This is a genomic window from Massilia sp. BGA-UO-ETr-WB1 (assembly GCF_059567845.1).
On record NZ_JCAQOT010000027.1, the window covers coordinates 909,299 to 924,106 of the forward strand.

Sequence of the window (14,808 nt, forward strand, 5' to 3'; positions counted from 1 at the left end):
TGGGGCAGGAGGGCAAACTTTAGGCCGATCTAACCAGCTCAGCCTTTGCAATCTCTTACCTGCGCCGATACAACTCTGGTTTCGCTACCGAGGGCGCTTTGCCAGTGTCGTTGCACCAAAAGACGCGACCATCGTCAACAATGAAGTGCGACTTACATCCTTGATTCCGCCAGACCGATGGCTTAAGAGTAGGTCGCCCTGCAGTAGTGGAATGAACGGACCAGCGCGGCGTGTGTGGCGCCCGAAGAGGTAAGGATATAACTTCACCACAGCCATCCGGGCATCGGAAAAGCGCCCAGTAAAGCTCACTGTTGTGGGCTACAACATATAAGTGATTAGCCTCTACGTTTTCACTAGGAAGTACTTTTGGGATTAGGGATATAGCTTGGAAGTGAACGGGCGGCAAGCTGCGGCTTGACTTGCTCGTAGTAGAAGGGCGGCGGCCGGCCGCTGGTTGTGGCGACTCTTTGCCCCTGAACAACGCTGCTATTCTTGACAATAGACTCATGATTTTATGAGCTTCCCAAGAGATGCCATACCCAGGCGATAACCGTTTTCTGAAGCGTTGAGCAAGCCAAATTTCCCACAGCAAAAACATCCTTGCTTACGCGGATTATCGATGCTGGAGAAACTAAGATGAACAAAGTCGATCCATACATTATCGGAGACAAAATCGCTTGATAGTTTCCGGTAACTGCGGACAAGATTCATCAGCGTTGAAACAGCAAAGTCTGCAACCATGCTTGTAAAGGGACCGACCCCAGGCGCCGACTCCCCTCCTCCTTTTAGGTAATACTCTTTCATCAGAGTGTCTTTGTCGAGCTTTTTCAGGTCAGGTCGGTCCCTTATGGCACGTTCATATGCTAGTTTATCGTCGGTGACAACGCGCTGGCAGCGCAGGCACGCCCCAACTTCGGGAGTAATCACGCTAATTCGCCCGCGATGGTCGCGCAAATAGGGTTCACCGTCCTTGTCATTATCTATCCGACCAGTCAGACCAACATCAACATACGGCAAGCAGTAATAGTACATGGCCTGCGTAAGAATATCACGGCCGCTCACGTCATCAGTACAACCGAAGAGGACGTCAGCTGTAGCAATGGCGTCGACTGCAGCGGACGACTTGTCGACGAATTCCGGGATGTGAGTAACGATGCACGATAAACCTAGTCCATCGATATACCGTGCCAATGTTTCAGCCTTGTTCTGGCCGACCTCCTCTGCGCGATACCCCCGCACACGATTCAGATTGCTCAGTTCCAGTTCGTCGCCATCGACAATGATCAGCTCTCCTATGCCGCAGCGGACTAGCATCGTAGCCAGAGCCGATCCTGTTCCGCCGGCCCCGATTACAATAGCGCGGAGCGATTGCAACTTGCGATTGAACGGTTTGCCGAAGGCAGACTCCTGGCGGGCAAGTAACTCTGTTTCATCACCATTTCGTGACTGCAGATGAAGCTCAATGCCGTCTGACAGAACCGCGACATGCCGTGATTCGGTTGAGATCGTGGGAGCTGCGCCTGAACGCGTGCGCGCATGCCAGCGTCCTTCGCAGAGCATCAATGCAACCAGTGTTACATCTGTTCCGTTGCACCCGCTATACCCGCGCAAAATATTCTGTTCGTTCCTATCGTCAACACCGGAAAAGTCATGCGCTCCCGGCGGGTGACTGTGGATAAAGCCAAGCTCCAATTCTTCCAGCTCGCAGCGCAAATAGAGCTCGGGGAGCAGTCGCATATTGATACGGACATGGGTTTGAGAACTGTCAAGAATCCATTCGTCTTTAAGTTCGATAACGTCGACACACACGAACCGGGGCGAAGCAGCGAGACCTGCTACATTTCTGTCTAACTTTCGAAAAAGGGCGATTGCCGCACGTTCGTGATTCTCAGGATGGCTCTCAAGCCACGCGCTAAGGACGGCATTTTGAGATGTCGTGAATACGATGCGCGCACTCATGAGCGTTTTGCGTCCGGGTTGGCAAACGCCCAGGTCAGGCGGCCGATAATTTGTTCGATATTGTCGACTTTGGGACGCCAAGGCTTGTTATTCCAATGCCTAGACCAGCGAAGGTACTCCGTTCCATTACTGGTTCGACTGTCTTCGTTTGGGCCGCTGATATTGGGAATGGGGTGGCCGTCGATACGTTCCAACTTTAAATTCAGCCAGAACATATCGCCCCCTTCCGTATTGTAGTTCGGCGGGATGACATAAAGAACATCCACCGCGCTCAGTTCCATGCCACCAGACTTATAGATCCCTTGGGGCAAAGGGAAATTCATAAAAATAAGGAAGCGTGATGCTTCATCTTCGACGTGGGCTTGACCGATTTCCTGTAGGTATGCGTAATCGCCATCGAAGAGGAGCGGCATTTAAATCTCACCCGCTTCAGAACTAGCATCCTGGGCATAGAATTTCTCAATGCCGGGCTCGTCTAAATCAAACTTATCATCGTTAGCAACCAGCACACCTGGCTTGCCTTTATGTTTGATAAACAAATCCATGGTGTCAGGTATGCCAGGCCCAACGCCTCTGACCTCGGCCCCGGTTATGATCTGGTTAGGCCACTCAAATGTGTCGTTCTCGATCTTGAAGTGATACTTTTTCATAGGAAACCTTCCATAAATTTTTTTGGAAACGCATGAAACGATTCAACCAAGCATTTGACATTGAACTATTGAAACAATGCTATTGTTCATGTTTAGTGTATCAGAATCATGCAGGCTTAACCAAAGACATTTTGTGAAGGTTTTTTTGAACCAATGAGCGCGGCGCCACCAAGCACCATCGCAGTGCTTCTTACGGCACCGCCCACGCAATTCGCTGTCTACCTACATCAAGATGCGCTTGGGCGATGGCTGCCAGGCCGGTTTAAGTTGGCTCATTTCGCAAAACTCGGCCCCAAGAACCAACGTCTTCGAGCAGCTTCCATGGTTCCCGTGCCTCCCTGCGGGGCGCGTACTGAGCAAGGAAGCTGTCGTAGCAAGCCTCTGTCAGATTCCAAAGCGGCGTCGTGTTTCCAAGTCTTAGCTGGACGTGTATCGGGTAAGCTGTTGAGACGGTTTGAAGAGAGGTGCTGCGGAGCCGCGCTGCGGCAACATCGTTGACCGACCGTCATCCACGGGAGAGCACATTGAGATCATAACTGCCTCAGGGATCGGGCACGATGCATGCCGTCAACTACCACAGCCTGGGGATCTCGCAGTTGCAAGCTGCCAAGCAGTGAGCGACGTGCTAAGCTTGCATTTTGTTAACGGAGTTTGGTTTTGGACGATACGGAATTCGAATATCGCGGGCACTGGATTCACATCGAATTGGAGGAAGTCGGTTCCGACAAATGGCGGGCGTCTTACTCCGTTGCTGGCCAGAACCCGATGGATGTCGCCGGGCGGCCTGTTAAGCGCGCTGCAGTGCTCGGCGATGCGCGGCGCAACGCCCGAAATTTGGTGGATCGTTTGATCCAACGTGAGGCGACGGGGGGCGAAATCGTGGTGTTGGTTGGGACCAGCTTTTATAGCTTCCCCACTGCGGAGGAGGCGGTAGAAGGCCGCGCCTGGGTATCGTGGGTAGAACACGACGAAGACGCGTTCTCTGCACGCTTCCCAAACAGCCAACGTGTTTCTTTCATTGGCGGATCTTGCGGGCTGAGCGGCTGAGCGGCTGAAGTGACTAGGTAGTATGGGGTCAAAGCGCCAAAGGACACGCAATGTGCCAATTGCTTGGGTGAAGCCGCGATCTGAATAATAAAGGAATGTATGACTGAGGAAGTGAAGGATGGCCAGTTACGCCGTTACATACGCTTAGCTACTCAGTCGCCTTGGAAAGTCCCATCTGCACACCGGAGAATTTTATGCTGATATTTCTGGACACCGAATACACGGATGCTCTCAACTGTGACCTGATCTCCATTGGTATAGTCAGTGAGGATGACCAGTTCGTGTTGTACGAGGAGCGATCCGATTACTGCTCAGAGTGGTGCAATTCGTTCGTCCATGCAGCTGTGTTGCCGCAACTGGGCAACGCGGGTCCGGCGCTCGACCGGCACCAACTGGGCGTTAAGCTAATGGAATGGTTTGCTGCGCTGCCGCGTGGCGTCACGGTAGCTTGCGACAGCTACACAGATTGGGAATTGCTACTAGACGCGATGGACGGCGTGGCACCGGCCAATCTAACCGGCCGATATGACCTGCGCGGGCATGCTGACTTGTCGGTCTTTAATCATGCTGTGGTTCAGTACCACGAGCGCGGCGGCCCATGGCACCATGCATTGCACGATGCACGGGCGCACAGGGAGGGCTGGCTTGCGTGGCAAGATAGTCAGAAGGCCTGAACCCGTACTTCACTGCCACCAGCGCAGTTTCCCGGCAAATTCCTGTGGTATGACGTCGAGGGCGCGAAGCCAATCAGCAAGCTCTACCACATCAATTCTGCGGTCGAGATTCTCAACTTTCGCGACGAATGACTGGTGCTTAGCAAGCCGATGAGCAAGCTCGCTTTGAGTGACGTGAGCATCCTCTCGCGTCCTTGCTAATAATTCAATAAACTGGACGTATCGGGGATCATGTATGGATTTCATCCACACATGTGATCACCTTCCCAAAATTATCCCAAAATGGGATAATTATTGCCGCTTAGTGCTACCACGATAACGCGCATTTCTGGAAGGGGTTGACTTGGAAACAACAATGTGGGTGATCTTCGTGCTGGGCCTGCTTGGCTGGGCCTACTACGAACACCTGAAGAACGCCATCGCAAAGTTCTGGCGCTGCCTAGAGGAGACCAACGAGAGGCACGGCACATGCTTTGGAACCACCCCAGCGGATATGGCGACACTTGTGGTCGGCGACCTCTTTCACAAGGATGGTGCCCTGGCTTTTGATCGAACGAACCGGAAGCTTGCCTACGTCACGAAAGGCGGCAAGTCGATCGAGATACTCGGCTACGACTTTGTCCAATCTTGGCAGGTTACCTGGCGTGAACGGACGAGCGGCGGTGGGGTGCAACTCGGCGCCGTGGCCGTTGGATCAGCAAACACTAGGTATGATAAGGTCTTCCTTGAGATCACGACAAACGATATTAAGCGACCGCTCATTAGGATGTCCATGTCGTCCATACATCACGCCAGAGAGACAGCCGCAAGGCTCCGGATTATGATCAATGGTAACACCTGATTCCATGCAAAGGACACCGACTAAGTACGCCCATGGACAAGCGAACCTGCGTCAACATTTTCACAACTACTTTGAGTTGTTGCTCGGCGCGGAACGCAGCAAATTGCAGAGAGCAATAGTCGATGTTGAACTACCGGCTGATCGGCAAGACCTCCTGATAGAGATCGACTGCCGAATCAATTATCTGCGTGGCGCTGTAAAAATGGGCAAACTTCTTTGCCTGATTGACCAAGAAGAAGCGAAAACCAATCTTAGTGTGCTGTCCGTTGAGCGCGAATGCTTGAGGGCAAGTGTACTTGCTGAGAATCGAGTTAGTTCGCATGCGACCGCGCGTAGCGAAAGCGAGGCACGCATAGGTGCCATACGAAAATCACTTCAGCCTGCCGCGCAATTATAGTTTCCTCACCAAGCTGGTACCTATGCGTTGCGATACTGTTCGTTATCCCGCGCAAGGTTCCAAGCGAACAATCTTGTCCAATGCTCGTCCCCGTCAAGGTAGACGGAGTGGCTAGATATCGGGAATGGTGATGGAGCGAAGCCCTGCTCAATTTTGTCGAGCCATTGGTACGCATCGGCGAGAATGGCGCTAAATCGAGCTTCCGCAAGGATGTTCAGAAACGGAGCCATAATATGACCTGCATTCCATCGTAGTCCGTTCATTGCTGATGAGTCCTTTACCTGCGAAGCAGCGACGAAATCTTGGAGTGAATATTGAACGGTGATTAAACCGTGTTTTTGCAAAATCAGCGCCGTATTATATATTTCGCGGGAAAACTCCCATCTGCGCTTGGGGCTGCGCGGTTGAAGTTCCCAAGATTCCAACAGTTCCGAGATTACATAACTGAGGGGGCAAATTATTGGCGTATGCATCTTGTCTTCTGCACTTGGTATCCATGCTGATGTGTAAAAAGAGCCATATACTAGCTCCCATCTGCAGCGACACCGTTTATGGCCCGCAAGTAAATTTCCCACAGCCGAATCCCTCATGGCGAAAAATGGAGGACATACTGTTTGCTGCAACCCGGTGTTCACGTACAAATTGATGACACTATCGATATCAATGTCGGCAAGTAAATTCTGAATCGCAGACTTGGTAGCGGTGTCGAACTGCCAGTTGTATAATGTCCACCGCGCGACAGGCAGCAGCATTTCTTGAATCTCCGTTGTACCGGGAACCAACGTAAGCAGCCTTCCAATATTCTGGGCTGCGGAGGCTTGGATCGACTGTTCCACGTCTGGATATGTCCAAAATACAGCACTTGAAAGCGCGACCCCATGTTGCCTCGCCGACCTAGCCCATCGTTGAAATCGCGCGAATTGTGAGCGGCTCGTCAATCCATTTAACGGGCCTCCACCGCTCACTGGCCAGCGATCACAGTACTCACGAAATGTGCTGCTGAGCGACGCAATATAATTATCGAATTTCGATTTCGCCCGAATCTCCAACCTACTCTCCTGCTGCAGTGGCAATCCATGGAATGGGCAGAACTTCACCCAAACTAGCTCATGAAGATAACTGTGAAAGCCCAACTTAGCACAATCACGACAGATGAATACTGACCACCTCCCGATTCTTTCAGGCGGGCGAACCTTATAGACGCCAGCATCTGATAGGCTAAGCGTTGGATTGCAGACCGAATCTACTACTTCCAGAGGCTCGTCAAGCAGGAGCGCAATCCGTTGAATCTCGTCATTGGAGACGGATTTACCCTCCAAGGCGAATCGCTTGAATTCGTTGCCGAAAAAATCGAGGCAAATACTCGGCGATATGCTGTTAAGTCTGCAGAAGTGCGCAATGAAGGAACCGCCCGATTCGTAAGGCCGAAGACTGCCTCTCCACCAATTGAGTGGTGATAAGCTCATTTAATTATAGACAATTCGCATGTGATCGGAAAACCCGGTGTCCGCAATAGCTGCGAGCCAGGCCTGAAATGACGTTGCCTCACTCCAATCGGAGCCGTCAGCGATTTGAAACAAGGTGGATTCAATGGCGTGTGCAATATGTTGCATTGGCACCTCTTGGTGCTTTGCGAATTTATTGGGATTAAGGTCGGAAAATGCTTGCCAAATCTCCCCTGCATAGTGGGATAGGCGATTACCTTTTTCGAATTCATTCGGCGCGAAATGCTGAAGGAATGATCGTCCAGTTCCGGAAGGCCATTCCGAATCAGTGTCATATCCATTTAGTACATACGAGAGCGCCTCCACAGATCGGATCCCATGGAAGCGTGCATGTGGCGTTAGAAATCGAGCGGCGACATGAGCGTTCCCTGTACTCGCTAAAGCTTCGTGCTCATAACTCATCTGGTGGGTTCCAACTGAGAATATGCTGAGATGAATGCCGTCTAGGTCGAGTGCATTTTGAAGGCCCACAAGCCACTTCCACTCCCTGAAGGTTGTTTCTTGCGCCTCATCGATCATTAGTACCACATAATTTCCACCGGAGTTCTTGGCAAAAGCTGTCAGTCGGAAGCGGAAAGCATCAAAGACGCTATCCTTCTTTCGAGTCTGAACTCCAGTAGTGAAGTGAAATCCGGAAGCTTTCAACAATTGGGTCCAGAAACTAGCTTCGCTTGAATCAACTTCAGGTCGTCGCGACCACATTACCAGCGGGATGTGCTCGCCAAATCGTTCTTCAAGGACAGAGCGGAGGTGCCAGCGCAGGCCTCGCGACTTTCCGAACCTTGACGCCCCGTAGATATAGCCACCGGTGCGTTGCTGATCGATCCAATCTCCAAGCGTCGTAAGCATTTCATCGACCGGAGGCGTGTATACGGCGTACTCTTTGGTGACGAGTGGATGCATCGGATCGATGTGTTTTGGTAGCCGAAGGCGCATGATTATTTTGTTGCGGCTTTTCTTGGGGCTGGAAGTTTCGATTGCGCTGGAGCGCTGGCGGACGCGCCTATGGTACCTTCTTGATTGCTTTGCAGTTCCGCATCGTTCCTTTCTGGAGATTGGGCTCGCCGCATAGCGTGCTCAAGCATAGTTTCACCGACAGATTTTTCAGCGAAGGCGATAAGAATGTTACGTGCCTCCAAATATGCGGGGTGAATTGGCAATTTTCCGTCCACTTGACGTTCAGAATAGTCGAGCAGTGCACGAACGCCATCACTATTGTCGAGTTTAATTTTTTTTCTATATGCAAGGCTATTTACTGCCTTTCTTACGGATAGGCTATGTGGCGTAATATGCCAGGGAGGCGCAGCTCGCAGTATTCCTAACTGTTGCCCATCTTCAGTTGATGCAAGGGCGAACCGCGCGTCAATCTCATTATGATTCACCACCCAAATGTATTTACCCACTAGGTCATGCCGGCCCCGGAGCAGATCACTGCTATAGGTTGCACCTTCGAAGTAAACAAATGGACTTCTTCCCGTGCGAGGTCCTCCATGTACCTTACAAAGCTTCCGAGTACTCAAGATCATTTGTACTGCGTTCGGATCTGCATACCTCTGCATGTCCTGTGAGCGGGAAAGCATGAACTCTGCAAAACGCAATGGGCTACGGTATGACAGGCTCTTGTGCGGCGTTGCGTTATAGTTAGCGATTAGTACATCAAGCAATTCTTCGGCGTACTCAAATTGGAATCGACTAGAGATTGCGATTTCTTCTGGTTTAGTTCCTTTGCGATGTGATGGTGAGTTTCCCGTGGTATTTGTCATCCGTTGAAAACCACCTTCGGCAAGGTTCGCGAAGAATCGTTCGATAAAGGGGCGGTCATCTTTTAAGCGGCGTGCAGCGAAACTATTTTTCGGCGAAACAATCTCTCCCATTACGACGTCACGGAGCATCCCCTTCACCGTTTTGCATGTCTCTGCGAGCGCTCCATCGACACTGAGTTCATTCCAGCACAATCCTGTAAATTGCGGGCCTAACGCTGAAAGTAATCCCGCCCCTTCTGCATATGGCTCCGCCGAGAAGGCAATTATCCTAGGCGACCATTTTGTGAGTGCATTCTTTATTGCGCGCAGAACGTCGCGGTGGGAGACTTCCTTGCCCATGGACAGGTGATAGCCCAGAATTGCTCTGCTGACGACTTCGATCAGTACTATGACCCAGAGACGATGCACAATTTTTTCGCTTGTTCCACCTTGTGGTAGGGGTATGGAGACGCAGAAGCGTCCGTCGAGCTTGTGGGCATCCATCTCCACGCGCTCCATAAAACGAAGCGCAGGTCGATCTACTCCGTCACCTGCTTTCAATTTTCGAGCATTATCTGGCCCCCCGGCCAGAAATGCGGCTCGAGCTGGGTTTTCAGCCAAGATCGCATCAATATATCGGCAAATTGAGACGTATCCGAGCTGCTGTGTGTTGAACGGCCATTCTCCGCGCGCCTCGCAGCCCGCCCTCCTGGCTCTTTCGAGAAACCATCCCTGATGAGCCAGACGAGACTTCCTTGATTCGGAAAGTTTCGTAGCACTTGGTAACTTCAGAATTTGCTTATCAAACTCTCTCCTAATATCTGGATACTTGTCCCAGAACACGCTGAGGGCACCTGCGCCCCCGCAACCGAATCGGTCGATGATCACCTTATGCTTTCTACGATACGGATGTATCCGAAGATTGGGAACCAGCGCGCGCCAACCATACACCTGCCCGTCAACATGCATTTCAAGGCAACGCTCAGTGATCAGCCTGTATATATGCTTCGAGCCCAGGCCGGTACGCCGCTTTGTTTCTGCATGGGAATGTCCAGATAGGTAAAGGGCGATCGAAGTCTTTCGCTGAAAGTATCGTGTCCGCGCGGCATCACTCATTGAGCCTTCGTCAGGGGTCGGCCAAGATGTGGTGTCAATAACAGAACCACGTATCAGTCGCCCAACACAAGCATCCGGATCAAGCTCAGACATGTGGCTTCCTTGGGCCTAGTAGACTAAGGGGGCAGCAATCAGCTTCTCATTCTAGGATACCGAACGTCTTTTATATAGTGCACAACGTTGCGCGATGTGAGAGTTTTTTACGGAGGATGCCTGGAGCTGGTATCGCTTAAGACTCTGCCGACGGAACAATTTTGCTAAATTTAAACCAAAGCAAAAGTGTAGAAGGCTCGGGCATCCTTCCCTCCAGGACGGTTACATATTCGCTTTAATCGACGTAAAGGTAAATGTTTATACATTTTGTGTTCGTTTGCTCGCCGAATTGACCCTGTCCGATTGACCCGCCTTCCACTGCCTGGCGAACGCCGCCACGCGGTCGTATGACCCCTCGTAACCCAGCTCCTTCAGGTCCTCGTGGATCTGCTTCAAATTGCGTCGCTGCTTGCGCGGCTTGACCGTCTCGGCCTTGAGCCACCCCGACAACTGCAATGAGAATTTGTCCAGCGCGCTGGACGCTCGCCGCTCCGCATAGGAGGGCTCTGTGATTTCCGAGCGCAGATAGCGCCGGACGGTGTTCCTCGAGATGCCCAGTCGCCTGGCGATCTCCCTGAGGGGGACCTGGTCACGCAAGTGCCAGCGTCGAATTATGCCTAGCAATGCCACGTCGATCACTCCGTTCTCCTGCCGATGAGACAGGTGGATTGTGCTTCAAACGTGGGTCAGATTCGTTTGCAAATTACTGGGGTAAATGGGTCAATTTTCGGCGCAAATCAACAACGAGCTTGACCAAAGCGCCCGACACGCAGATTACGGAGACGCCAGTAGCTGTTTCGAATCAGCTGGTACATAGTGAATATTGGATAGAATTCAACAGTGACATCAATGCTACTCTCCGAATAACCTGCGACGGCTCTCTGCCGACCGCACCCTCGAGGAAATCCCGGGCGGATTTAGGAGACTGGCATGCCGCAACTGCTGACCAAACCATGGCGCTATCCCGCGCACGTCAGGCTCGATCTGGTGGCACGGTTGTGCCGCGAACCGGGAAACGTCTAGCCTACGGCGATGCCATGCGTCCGGCACCCATTCAGGGCCCTGGAGCCATGCGGCGCATGCGGGCAGCTGATGTGCCCGATCTGCGCGTGTGATGCCTGCCGCCGCAACGTCGCCGACGTCTTACCCCTGCGTGTCGCGTCATGGAATATCAAGACGCTCGGCAAACAGTTCCATCACAATCAGCCCGCCGTCGTCAAGCTCCTGGCCGCCGTCATGCTACGCATGAATGCCGACGTCATCTGCCTCATGGAGGTGATGGAAGGCTTTGGGCTCAAGCACGCCGTCAACATAGTCGAGGCAATGAATGAGAACTCGGACACACAGTGGCGCGTGCGGTTCCCGGGTACTTACACCGGAGCCGGCGGACGTAACGGGCTCGAGACCTATGCCGTTATCTACAATCCGGACCTGTTCGAACTCGTGAGCTTCGAGCTCGTTGGCCAGGAGTTCGGCTATTCCAGGGACAAGTCTGGCGTGCGCCAGCTGAACTCGAACTCGCCCGTCGTAACCCGGCGGCCGGCGCAGGCTGTGTTCCGCCCCCTGCCAACCTGCTCACATTTCGCGTTTTATCCGGAGTTCCGCGTGATCATATTCCACGCCCCTTCGGTCGCGGACAAGGACTATTTCCTCGCGTGCCACGCGATCGGTGAGCTGGGGAAGCTGCCGGTTTTCGCCCAACCGGAACAATTTCCTTACACGATACTTTGCGCCGACCTCAACCTGGACGAAGAGGCCGCCAATCACGTCGCCGACCGTCAGAAGCAGACCTTCAACGACATGGCGCCCAAGTCGGAGATACAAGCTGCGCACGACATCGAACTCTACAACGTTGCATACCAACACTACTTGAATGTACTGGCGGCCTTGACGAAAGACAGGGAGGTCCTTGCGCAAGCACTGGATGAGGAAGATCCGGTGGCGCAGCTCGTGCAAAACGCCCTGGATCTCAAGATGTGGGAGGCAGAGCAAGCGGCGGCTGAAAGGAGCAAAGGCAAGAAGCGCGAAGAGCGGCTGCTGAAGGCGGATCAACGGCAGCGGCAGATCCGGGAAGCGCTGGGCCTCGCCGACCCGACGCTACAGGACAGGGCCGACACGCTCCTGAAACAGCGCGCAGAACTGGAGCAGGCGCTGGCGGTAGCAGAAGAAGAGCTCGCGTTGGCTGAGCAGGTGGCTAATCCCGATCTCCCCAGCGGCGAAGAGGAAGTGCTCCACTTGGCGGAGGAGGCGTTTAAGCCGCTCACGAGCAGCGGTATGTTTTCAAACCTCGGCTATTCAGACGACTTTCGTACTACCTTGCGCATGTCGGTCCATATGGCCTGTACCAGGAAGCCGCGCGCGAAATACTACGACGAAGCGCTCACCCTCGAGAATTTCGTCTACTCCAACTTCGACCAGGTACTGGTGCGCACGGCCGACGGTTACGCCTGGGGCGATATCAGGCCGAGAGTCATCAATCTGATGGGCGCGGTGATGCCCAAGAACATGAGCGCCAGCCTGAAGATAGGCAGAACGTCAATGCCGCCACTGCCCCCAGAGATGTCGAAGGAAGAGTGGGCTTGGCTGCTCCAGGCAGCCAAAAGCAACAGCGAACTGCGGGCGGAGCTGACGCCGTGGTTTGGCGACGATCTCAGCGGCGTAGATCCCAATAGGATCGTCGTCGAGACGCCCGGGGACGACGTCGTCGATGTCGACGATGACGACCCTGTGGTGCGCGACTTCGAGCCGATCGAAGCGCCCTTCCTCAATGACTTTCTTGAGGCCCCCGAGGTGCTCGCAGCGGCGCTCGTCACCGCCTTCAAGCGTTTCGTGGACATGAACAATAATCATCCGCACATCGAGCTGATTCGCCGCGAAGCGGCGGCCTCGGCCTCAGAACAAGATCCGATTGCGGATTTCTTTAACAAGCCAGAGGTCTGGCACAATCGTACCAAGAGGAACGCAGTCAAGTACGTCGCAGAAGGCCAAGCCCTCCGGCTGTTTTCGATTAACTTCTTCCTCGCGCTCGCAAACATGCTGAGCGACCACCTGCCCGTCATCGTCGAAATCGAGATAGTCGAGCCTACGCGACTGCGCCCGCCGTTACGACCGGTGCCGCCCCGCTTCCCCGCCCTCTCCGAGCTGCCGTCATTCTCGGCCGTGATGAGCTGCCTGGGCACGAGTCGCCCCAGTCACTGCCTGAACATCGCGAATTGTTGCGGCGCTTGCGATGAGCGGACGTCGTTGAAAACTGCGAACGGATGTCTTACCGGCTATCACCTGGTGCGTGCCGCGGCGGATATTTGCCAGAAATTCATCGCCCTGCACCACCAGACAGGCATCGATTTACTCAATAGTCAGAGGCTCCAGCTGATTGGCGGCCAGCACTGGATCGCCATGGCAGGCCACCTGCTTTATGTGAAGGGCCGCAGCGGTGCATTTGCAATCGCACATGGCACAGAATACTTCTGGAGGAGATCCAGCATCTTCATCGGTCGCGCCGGCATCGAGGTCGAGCGGGAACTCTGCTCTGTCCATAAAGAGCTTGCTGCTCGCAAGCATCCGCGTATCCTCTTTGCCACGACCGGCAAGACCACGCCCAAGCTGGTGAACCTTGCCGACACCGGGGACGACGGCGACGTCCAGGACGAGGATACAGACCCGAGCAAGAACAAAAAGGACTGGAGCTACCCCAGGATAGGCAAAGAGTTCTCCTGCTTCAAGCCCGTCGATTTTGCGCAAGCGGTGTACACATTCCTGCGGACCGGCATTTGTAGCGCAGACAATCCCGCGCTTCGGCAGGCGCTCGCGGCCCTCCTGGTGACAATGTTCGGGGTGGAGGCGAACAAGGACAACTCGACTTACTTAACCGGCATCCTGCTCTTGCAAGGTATTGCAACAGGGCGCTATACGGTCGGCGAAGCGTTCTACCAGGTCGACCCCAGCAACGAATGCAACCTCGCAGGCAGTCTCGGACTGTTCCCTCTCGCATCGTCCGAACGCGCCAACCTGTACGGCAAGCGCCGTTGCATCTCCAGGCGGGCGACCGATGGGGAGGATCCCTGGAGCGAGGCCAAGATCATGACGGCAATGCTCAACAATCAGCCGCGCTGTCGGGACGACATCATCCTCAAGAAAGAGATGGTCCTGCTAGTCGACGACGTGCGTGCGCGATTCAAGTTGCATCGTTCATGCACCACGACCGACTTGCTGAAGGACGTCTGTGAGGCGTGGTGGAAAGAGCTGCAAGCATGCTACGGCAACCCAACGCTATGATCTGCATCCGCGCACAGCAGCTTGAAGTCTTCGTGACGCAGCGAGCCGATGCCTTCGTCAACAATTTGATTGCGCAGGCGCCGTCCGCTTTGGCCGGCGACGATGCCCGCGCAGTTGTTCTCGCCGGGATAGAGGCCGCTATCGGCTTCGGATTCCTGACGCCGGGCGGAATCTGCGGATTTGTGCGCCGTCTCTTCGTGCTCGGCAGCGCTTACTACGAGCATGCGGCCGTGCGTGACTGGATAGGCGAGTTCGGCCTTTCCGAAGAGGAGCGGCTGGCGGTCGTCGACGCACACGCCGATGAGATCCGCGCGGCGAATGCCGTAACGCCTCCTCAAGATACGCCACCAGGTCTGGACTAAGCAGGACGCAAGGCCGCCGGCCATTGATCTGCCCTGGCGAAATTAGACACTTTGGGTACGAGAATTTGGTCGGTTAATGGCCCATTTCAAGCCCATCCACAGAACTGAAGCGTCGCAAAGTATTGGCGAAGCCAAGGGCTCACCCTT

14 protein-coding genes and 1 pseudogene are annotated in these 14,808 nt (G+C 53.9%); 6 read left to right on the forward strand and 9 right to left on the reverse strand.

Going from position 1 to position 14,808, the window contains the following annotated elements; genetic code table 11:
• Positions 1-55 precede the first annotated feature (55 nt).
• The 4 genes from AC56DV_RS30820 to AC56DV_RS30835 are packed head-to-tail and all read right to left on the reverse strand — an operon-like array spanning position 56 to position 2,609.
• Positions 56-598: a ubiquitination-like system serine protease family protein gene (locus AC56DV_RS30820; RefSeq protein ID WP_496318007.1), complete on the reverse strand. Its 543-nt coding sequence runs from the start codon at positions 596-598 to the stop codon at positions 56-58.
• Positions 505-1,959 carry a HesA/MoeB/ThiF family protein gene (locus AC56DV_RS30825; RefSeq protein ID WP_496318008.1) on the reverse strand — a complete coding sequence of 485 codons (1,455 nt, stop codon included), beginning with the start codon at positions 1,957-1,959 and terminating at the stop codon, positions 505-507. The genes AC56DV_RS30820 and AC56DV_RS30825 overlap by 94 nt, the downstream gene beginning before the upstream one ends.
• Positions 1,956-2,372: an E2/UBC family protein gene (locus tag AC56DV_RS30830; protein WP_496318009.1), complete on the reverse strand. Its 417-nt coding sequence runs from the start codon at positions 2,370-2,372 to the stop codon at positions 1,956-1,958. Before AC56DV_RS30830 ends, AC56DV_RS30825 begins: the two co-directional genes overlap by 4 nt.
• On the reverse strand, positions 2,373-2,609 hold the full coding sequence (locus AC56DV_RS30835; RefSeq protein ID WP_496318010.1) for a multiubiquitin domain-containing protein: 237 nt from the start codon (positions 2,607-2,609) through the stop codon (positions 2,373-2,375). It abuts the gene before it with no gap.
• A gap of 657 nt (positions 2,610-3,266) precedes the next feature.
• Here AC56DV_RS30835 and AC56DV_RS30840 point away from each other — a divergent pair.
• Together AC56DV_RS30840 and AC56DV_RS30845 are read left to right on the forward strand one after the other, a co-directional pair.
• The gene (locus AC56DV_RS30840) at positions 3,267-3,656 is read left to right on the forward strand and encodes a hypothetical protein (protein ID WP_496318011.1); all 390 of its coding nucleotides are present in this window, start codon (positions 3,267-3,269) and stop codon (positions 3,654-3,656) included.
• A gap of 194 nt (positions 3,657-3,850) precedes the next feature.
• Positions 3,851-4,330, forward strand: a complete 480-nt coding sequence (locus AC56DV_RS30845) for a hypothetical protein (protein ID WP_496318012.1) — start codon at positions 3,851-3,853, stop codon at positions 4,328-4,330.
• A 9-nt stretch (positions 4,331-4,339) separates the two neighbouring features.
• On the opposite strand, the gene AC56DV_RS30850 is transcribed toward AC56DV_RS30845, so the two are convergent.
• Complete coding sequence (locus AC56DV_RS30850; protein ID WP_496318013.1) at positions 4,340-4,576, reverse strand: helix-turn-helix domain-containing protein; 237 nt, start codon at positions 4,574-4,576, stop codon at positions 4,340-4,342.
• Between the two features lie 109 nt (positions 4,577-4,685).
• On the opposite strand from AC56DV_RS30850, the gene AC56DV_RS30855 reads away from it, so the two are divergent.
• Both AC56DV_RS30855 and AC56DV_RS30860 read left to right on the forward strand, forming a co-directional pair.
• Complete coding sequence (locus AC56DV_RS30855; RefSeq protein ID WP_496318014.1) at positions 4,686-5,171, forward strand: hypothetical protein; 486 nt, start codon at positions 4,686-4,688, stop codon at positions 5,169-5,171.
• Positions 5,158-5,568 carry a hypothetical protein gene (locus AC56DV_RS30860; RefSeq protein WP_496318015.1) on the forward strand — a complete coding sequence of 137 codons (411 nt, stop codon included), beginning with the start codon at positions 5,158-5,160 and terminating at the stop codon, positions 5,566-5,568. Before AC56DV_RS30855 ends, AC56DV_RS30860 begins: the two co-directional genes overlap by 14 nt.
• Before the next feature lie 20 nt (positions 5,569-5,588).
• Here AC56DV_RS30860 and AC56DV_RS30865 read toward each other — a convergent pair whose 3' ends face one another.
• The 4 genes and pseudogenes from AC56DV_RS30865 to AC56DV_RS30880 all read right to left on the reverse strand — a co-directional run.
• The gene (locus AC56DV_RS30865) at positions 5,589-6,404 is read right to left on the reverse strand and encodes a hypothetical protein (RefSeq protein WP_496318016.1); all 816 of its coding nucleotides are present in this window, start codon (positions 6,402-6,404) and stop codon (positions 5,589-5,591) included.
• A 630-nt stretch (positions 6,405-7,034) separates the two neighbouring features.
• Positions 7,035-8,009, reverse strand: coding sequence for an ATP-binding protein (locus AC56DV_RS30870; RefSeq protein WP_496318017.1), 975 nt, complete (start codon positions 8,007-8,009; stop codon positions 7,035-7,037).
• A gap of 2 nt (positions 8,010-8,011) precedes the next feature.
• Entirely contained in the window at positions 8,012-10,024 is a 2,013-nt protein-coding gene (locus tag AC56DV_RS30875) for a hypothetical protein (RefSeq protein WP_496318018.1), read from the reverse strand.
• 312 nt (positions 10,025-10,336) lie between these two features.
• Positions 10,337-10,663: pseudogene (locus AC56DV_RS30880) on the reverse strand (helix-turn-helix domain-containing protein); the annotation flags it as partial.
• A gap of 453 nt (positions 10,664-11,116) precedes the next feature.
• On the opposite strand from AC56DV_RS30880, the gene AC56DV_RS30885 reads away from it, so the two are divergent.
• Both AC56DV_RS30885 and AC56DV_RS30890 read left to right on the forward strand, forming a co-directional pair.
• Positions 11,117-14,299, forward strand: coding sequence for an exonuclease/endonuclease/phosphatase family protein (locus AC56DV_RS30885; protein WP_496318019.1), 3,183 nt, complete (start codon positions 11,117-11,119; stop codon positions 14,297-14,299).
• Entirely contained in the window at positions 14,296-14,661 is a 366-nt protein-coding gene (locus AC56DV_RS30890; protein ID WP_496318020.1) for a hypothetical protein, read from the forward strand. Before AC56DV_RS30885 ends, AC56DV_RS30890 begins: the two co-directional genes overlap by 4 nt.
• Positions 14,662-14,808 lie beyond the last annotated feature (147 nt).

Coding starts and splice junctions, on each gene's coding strand:
- AC56DV_RS30820 (WP_496318007.1), bottom strand. CDS start 598: ATGTTTTTGCTGTGGGAAATTTGGCTTGCTCAACGCTTCAGAAAACGG.
- AC56DV_RS30825 (WP_496318008.1), bottom strand. CDS start 1,959: ATGAGTGCGCGCATCGTATTCACGACATCTCAAAATGCCGTCCTTAGC.
- AC56DV_RS30830 (WP_496318009.1), bottom strand. CDS start 2,372: ATGCCGCTCCTCTTCGATGGCGATTACGCATACCTACAGGAAATCGGT.
- AC56DV_RS30835 (WP_496318010.1), bottom strand. CDS start 2,609: ATGAAAAAGTATCACTTCAAGATCGAGAACGACACATTTGAGTGGCCT.
- AC56DV_RS30845 (WP_496318012.1), top strand. CDS start 3,851: ATGCTGATATTTCTGGACACCGAATACACGGATGCTCTCAACTGTGAC.
- AC56DV_RS30850 (WP_496318013.1), bottom strand. CDS start 4,576: ATGAAATCCATACATGATCCCCGATACGTCCAGTTTATTGAATTATTA.
- AC56DV_RS30855 (WP_496318014.1), top strand. CDS start 4,686: ATGTGGGTGATCTTCGTGCTGGGCCTGCTTGGCTGGGCCTACTACGAA.
- AC56DV_RS30860 (WP_496318015.1), top strand. CDS start 5,158: ATGGTAACACCTGATTCCATGCAAAGGACACCGACTAAGTACGCCCAT.
- AC56DV_RS30870 (WP_496318017.1), bottom strand. CDS start 8,009: ATGCGCCTTCGGCTACCAAAACACATCGATCCGATGCATCCACTCGTC.
- AC56DV_RS30875 (WP_496318018.1), bottom strand. CDS start 10,024: ATGTCTGAGCTTGATCCGGATGCTTGTGTTGGGCGACTGATACGTGGT.
- AC56DV_RS30885 (WP_496318019.1), top strand. CDS start 11,117: ATGTGCCCGATCTGCGCGTGTGATGCCTGCCGCCGCAACGTCGCCGAC.
- AC56DV_RS30890 (WP_496318020.1), top strand. CDS start 14,296: ATGATCTGCATCCGCGCACAGCAGCTTGAAGTCTTCGTGACGCAGCGA.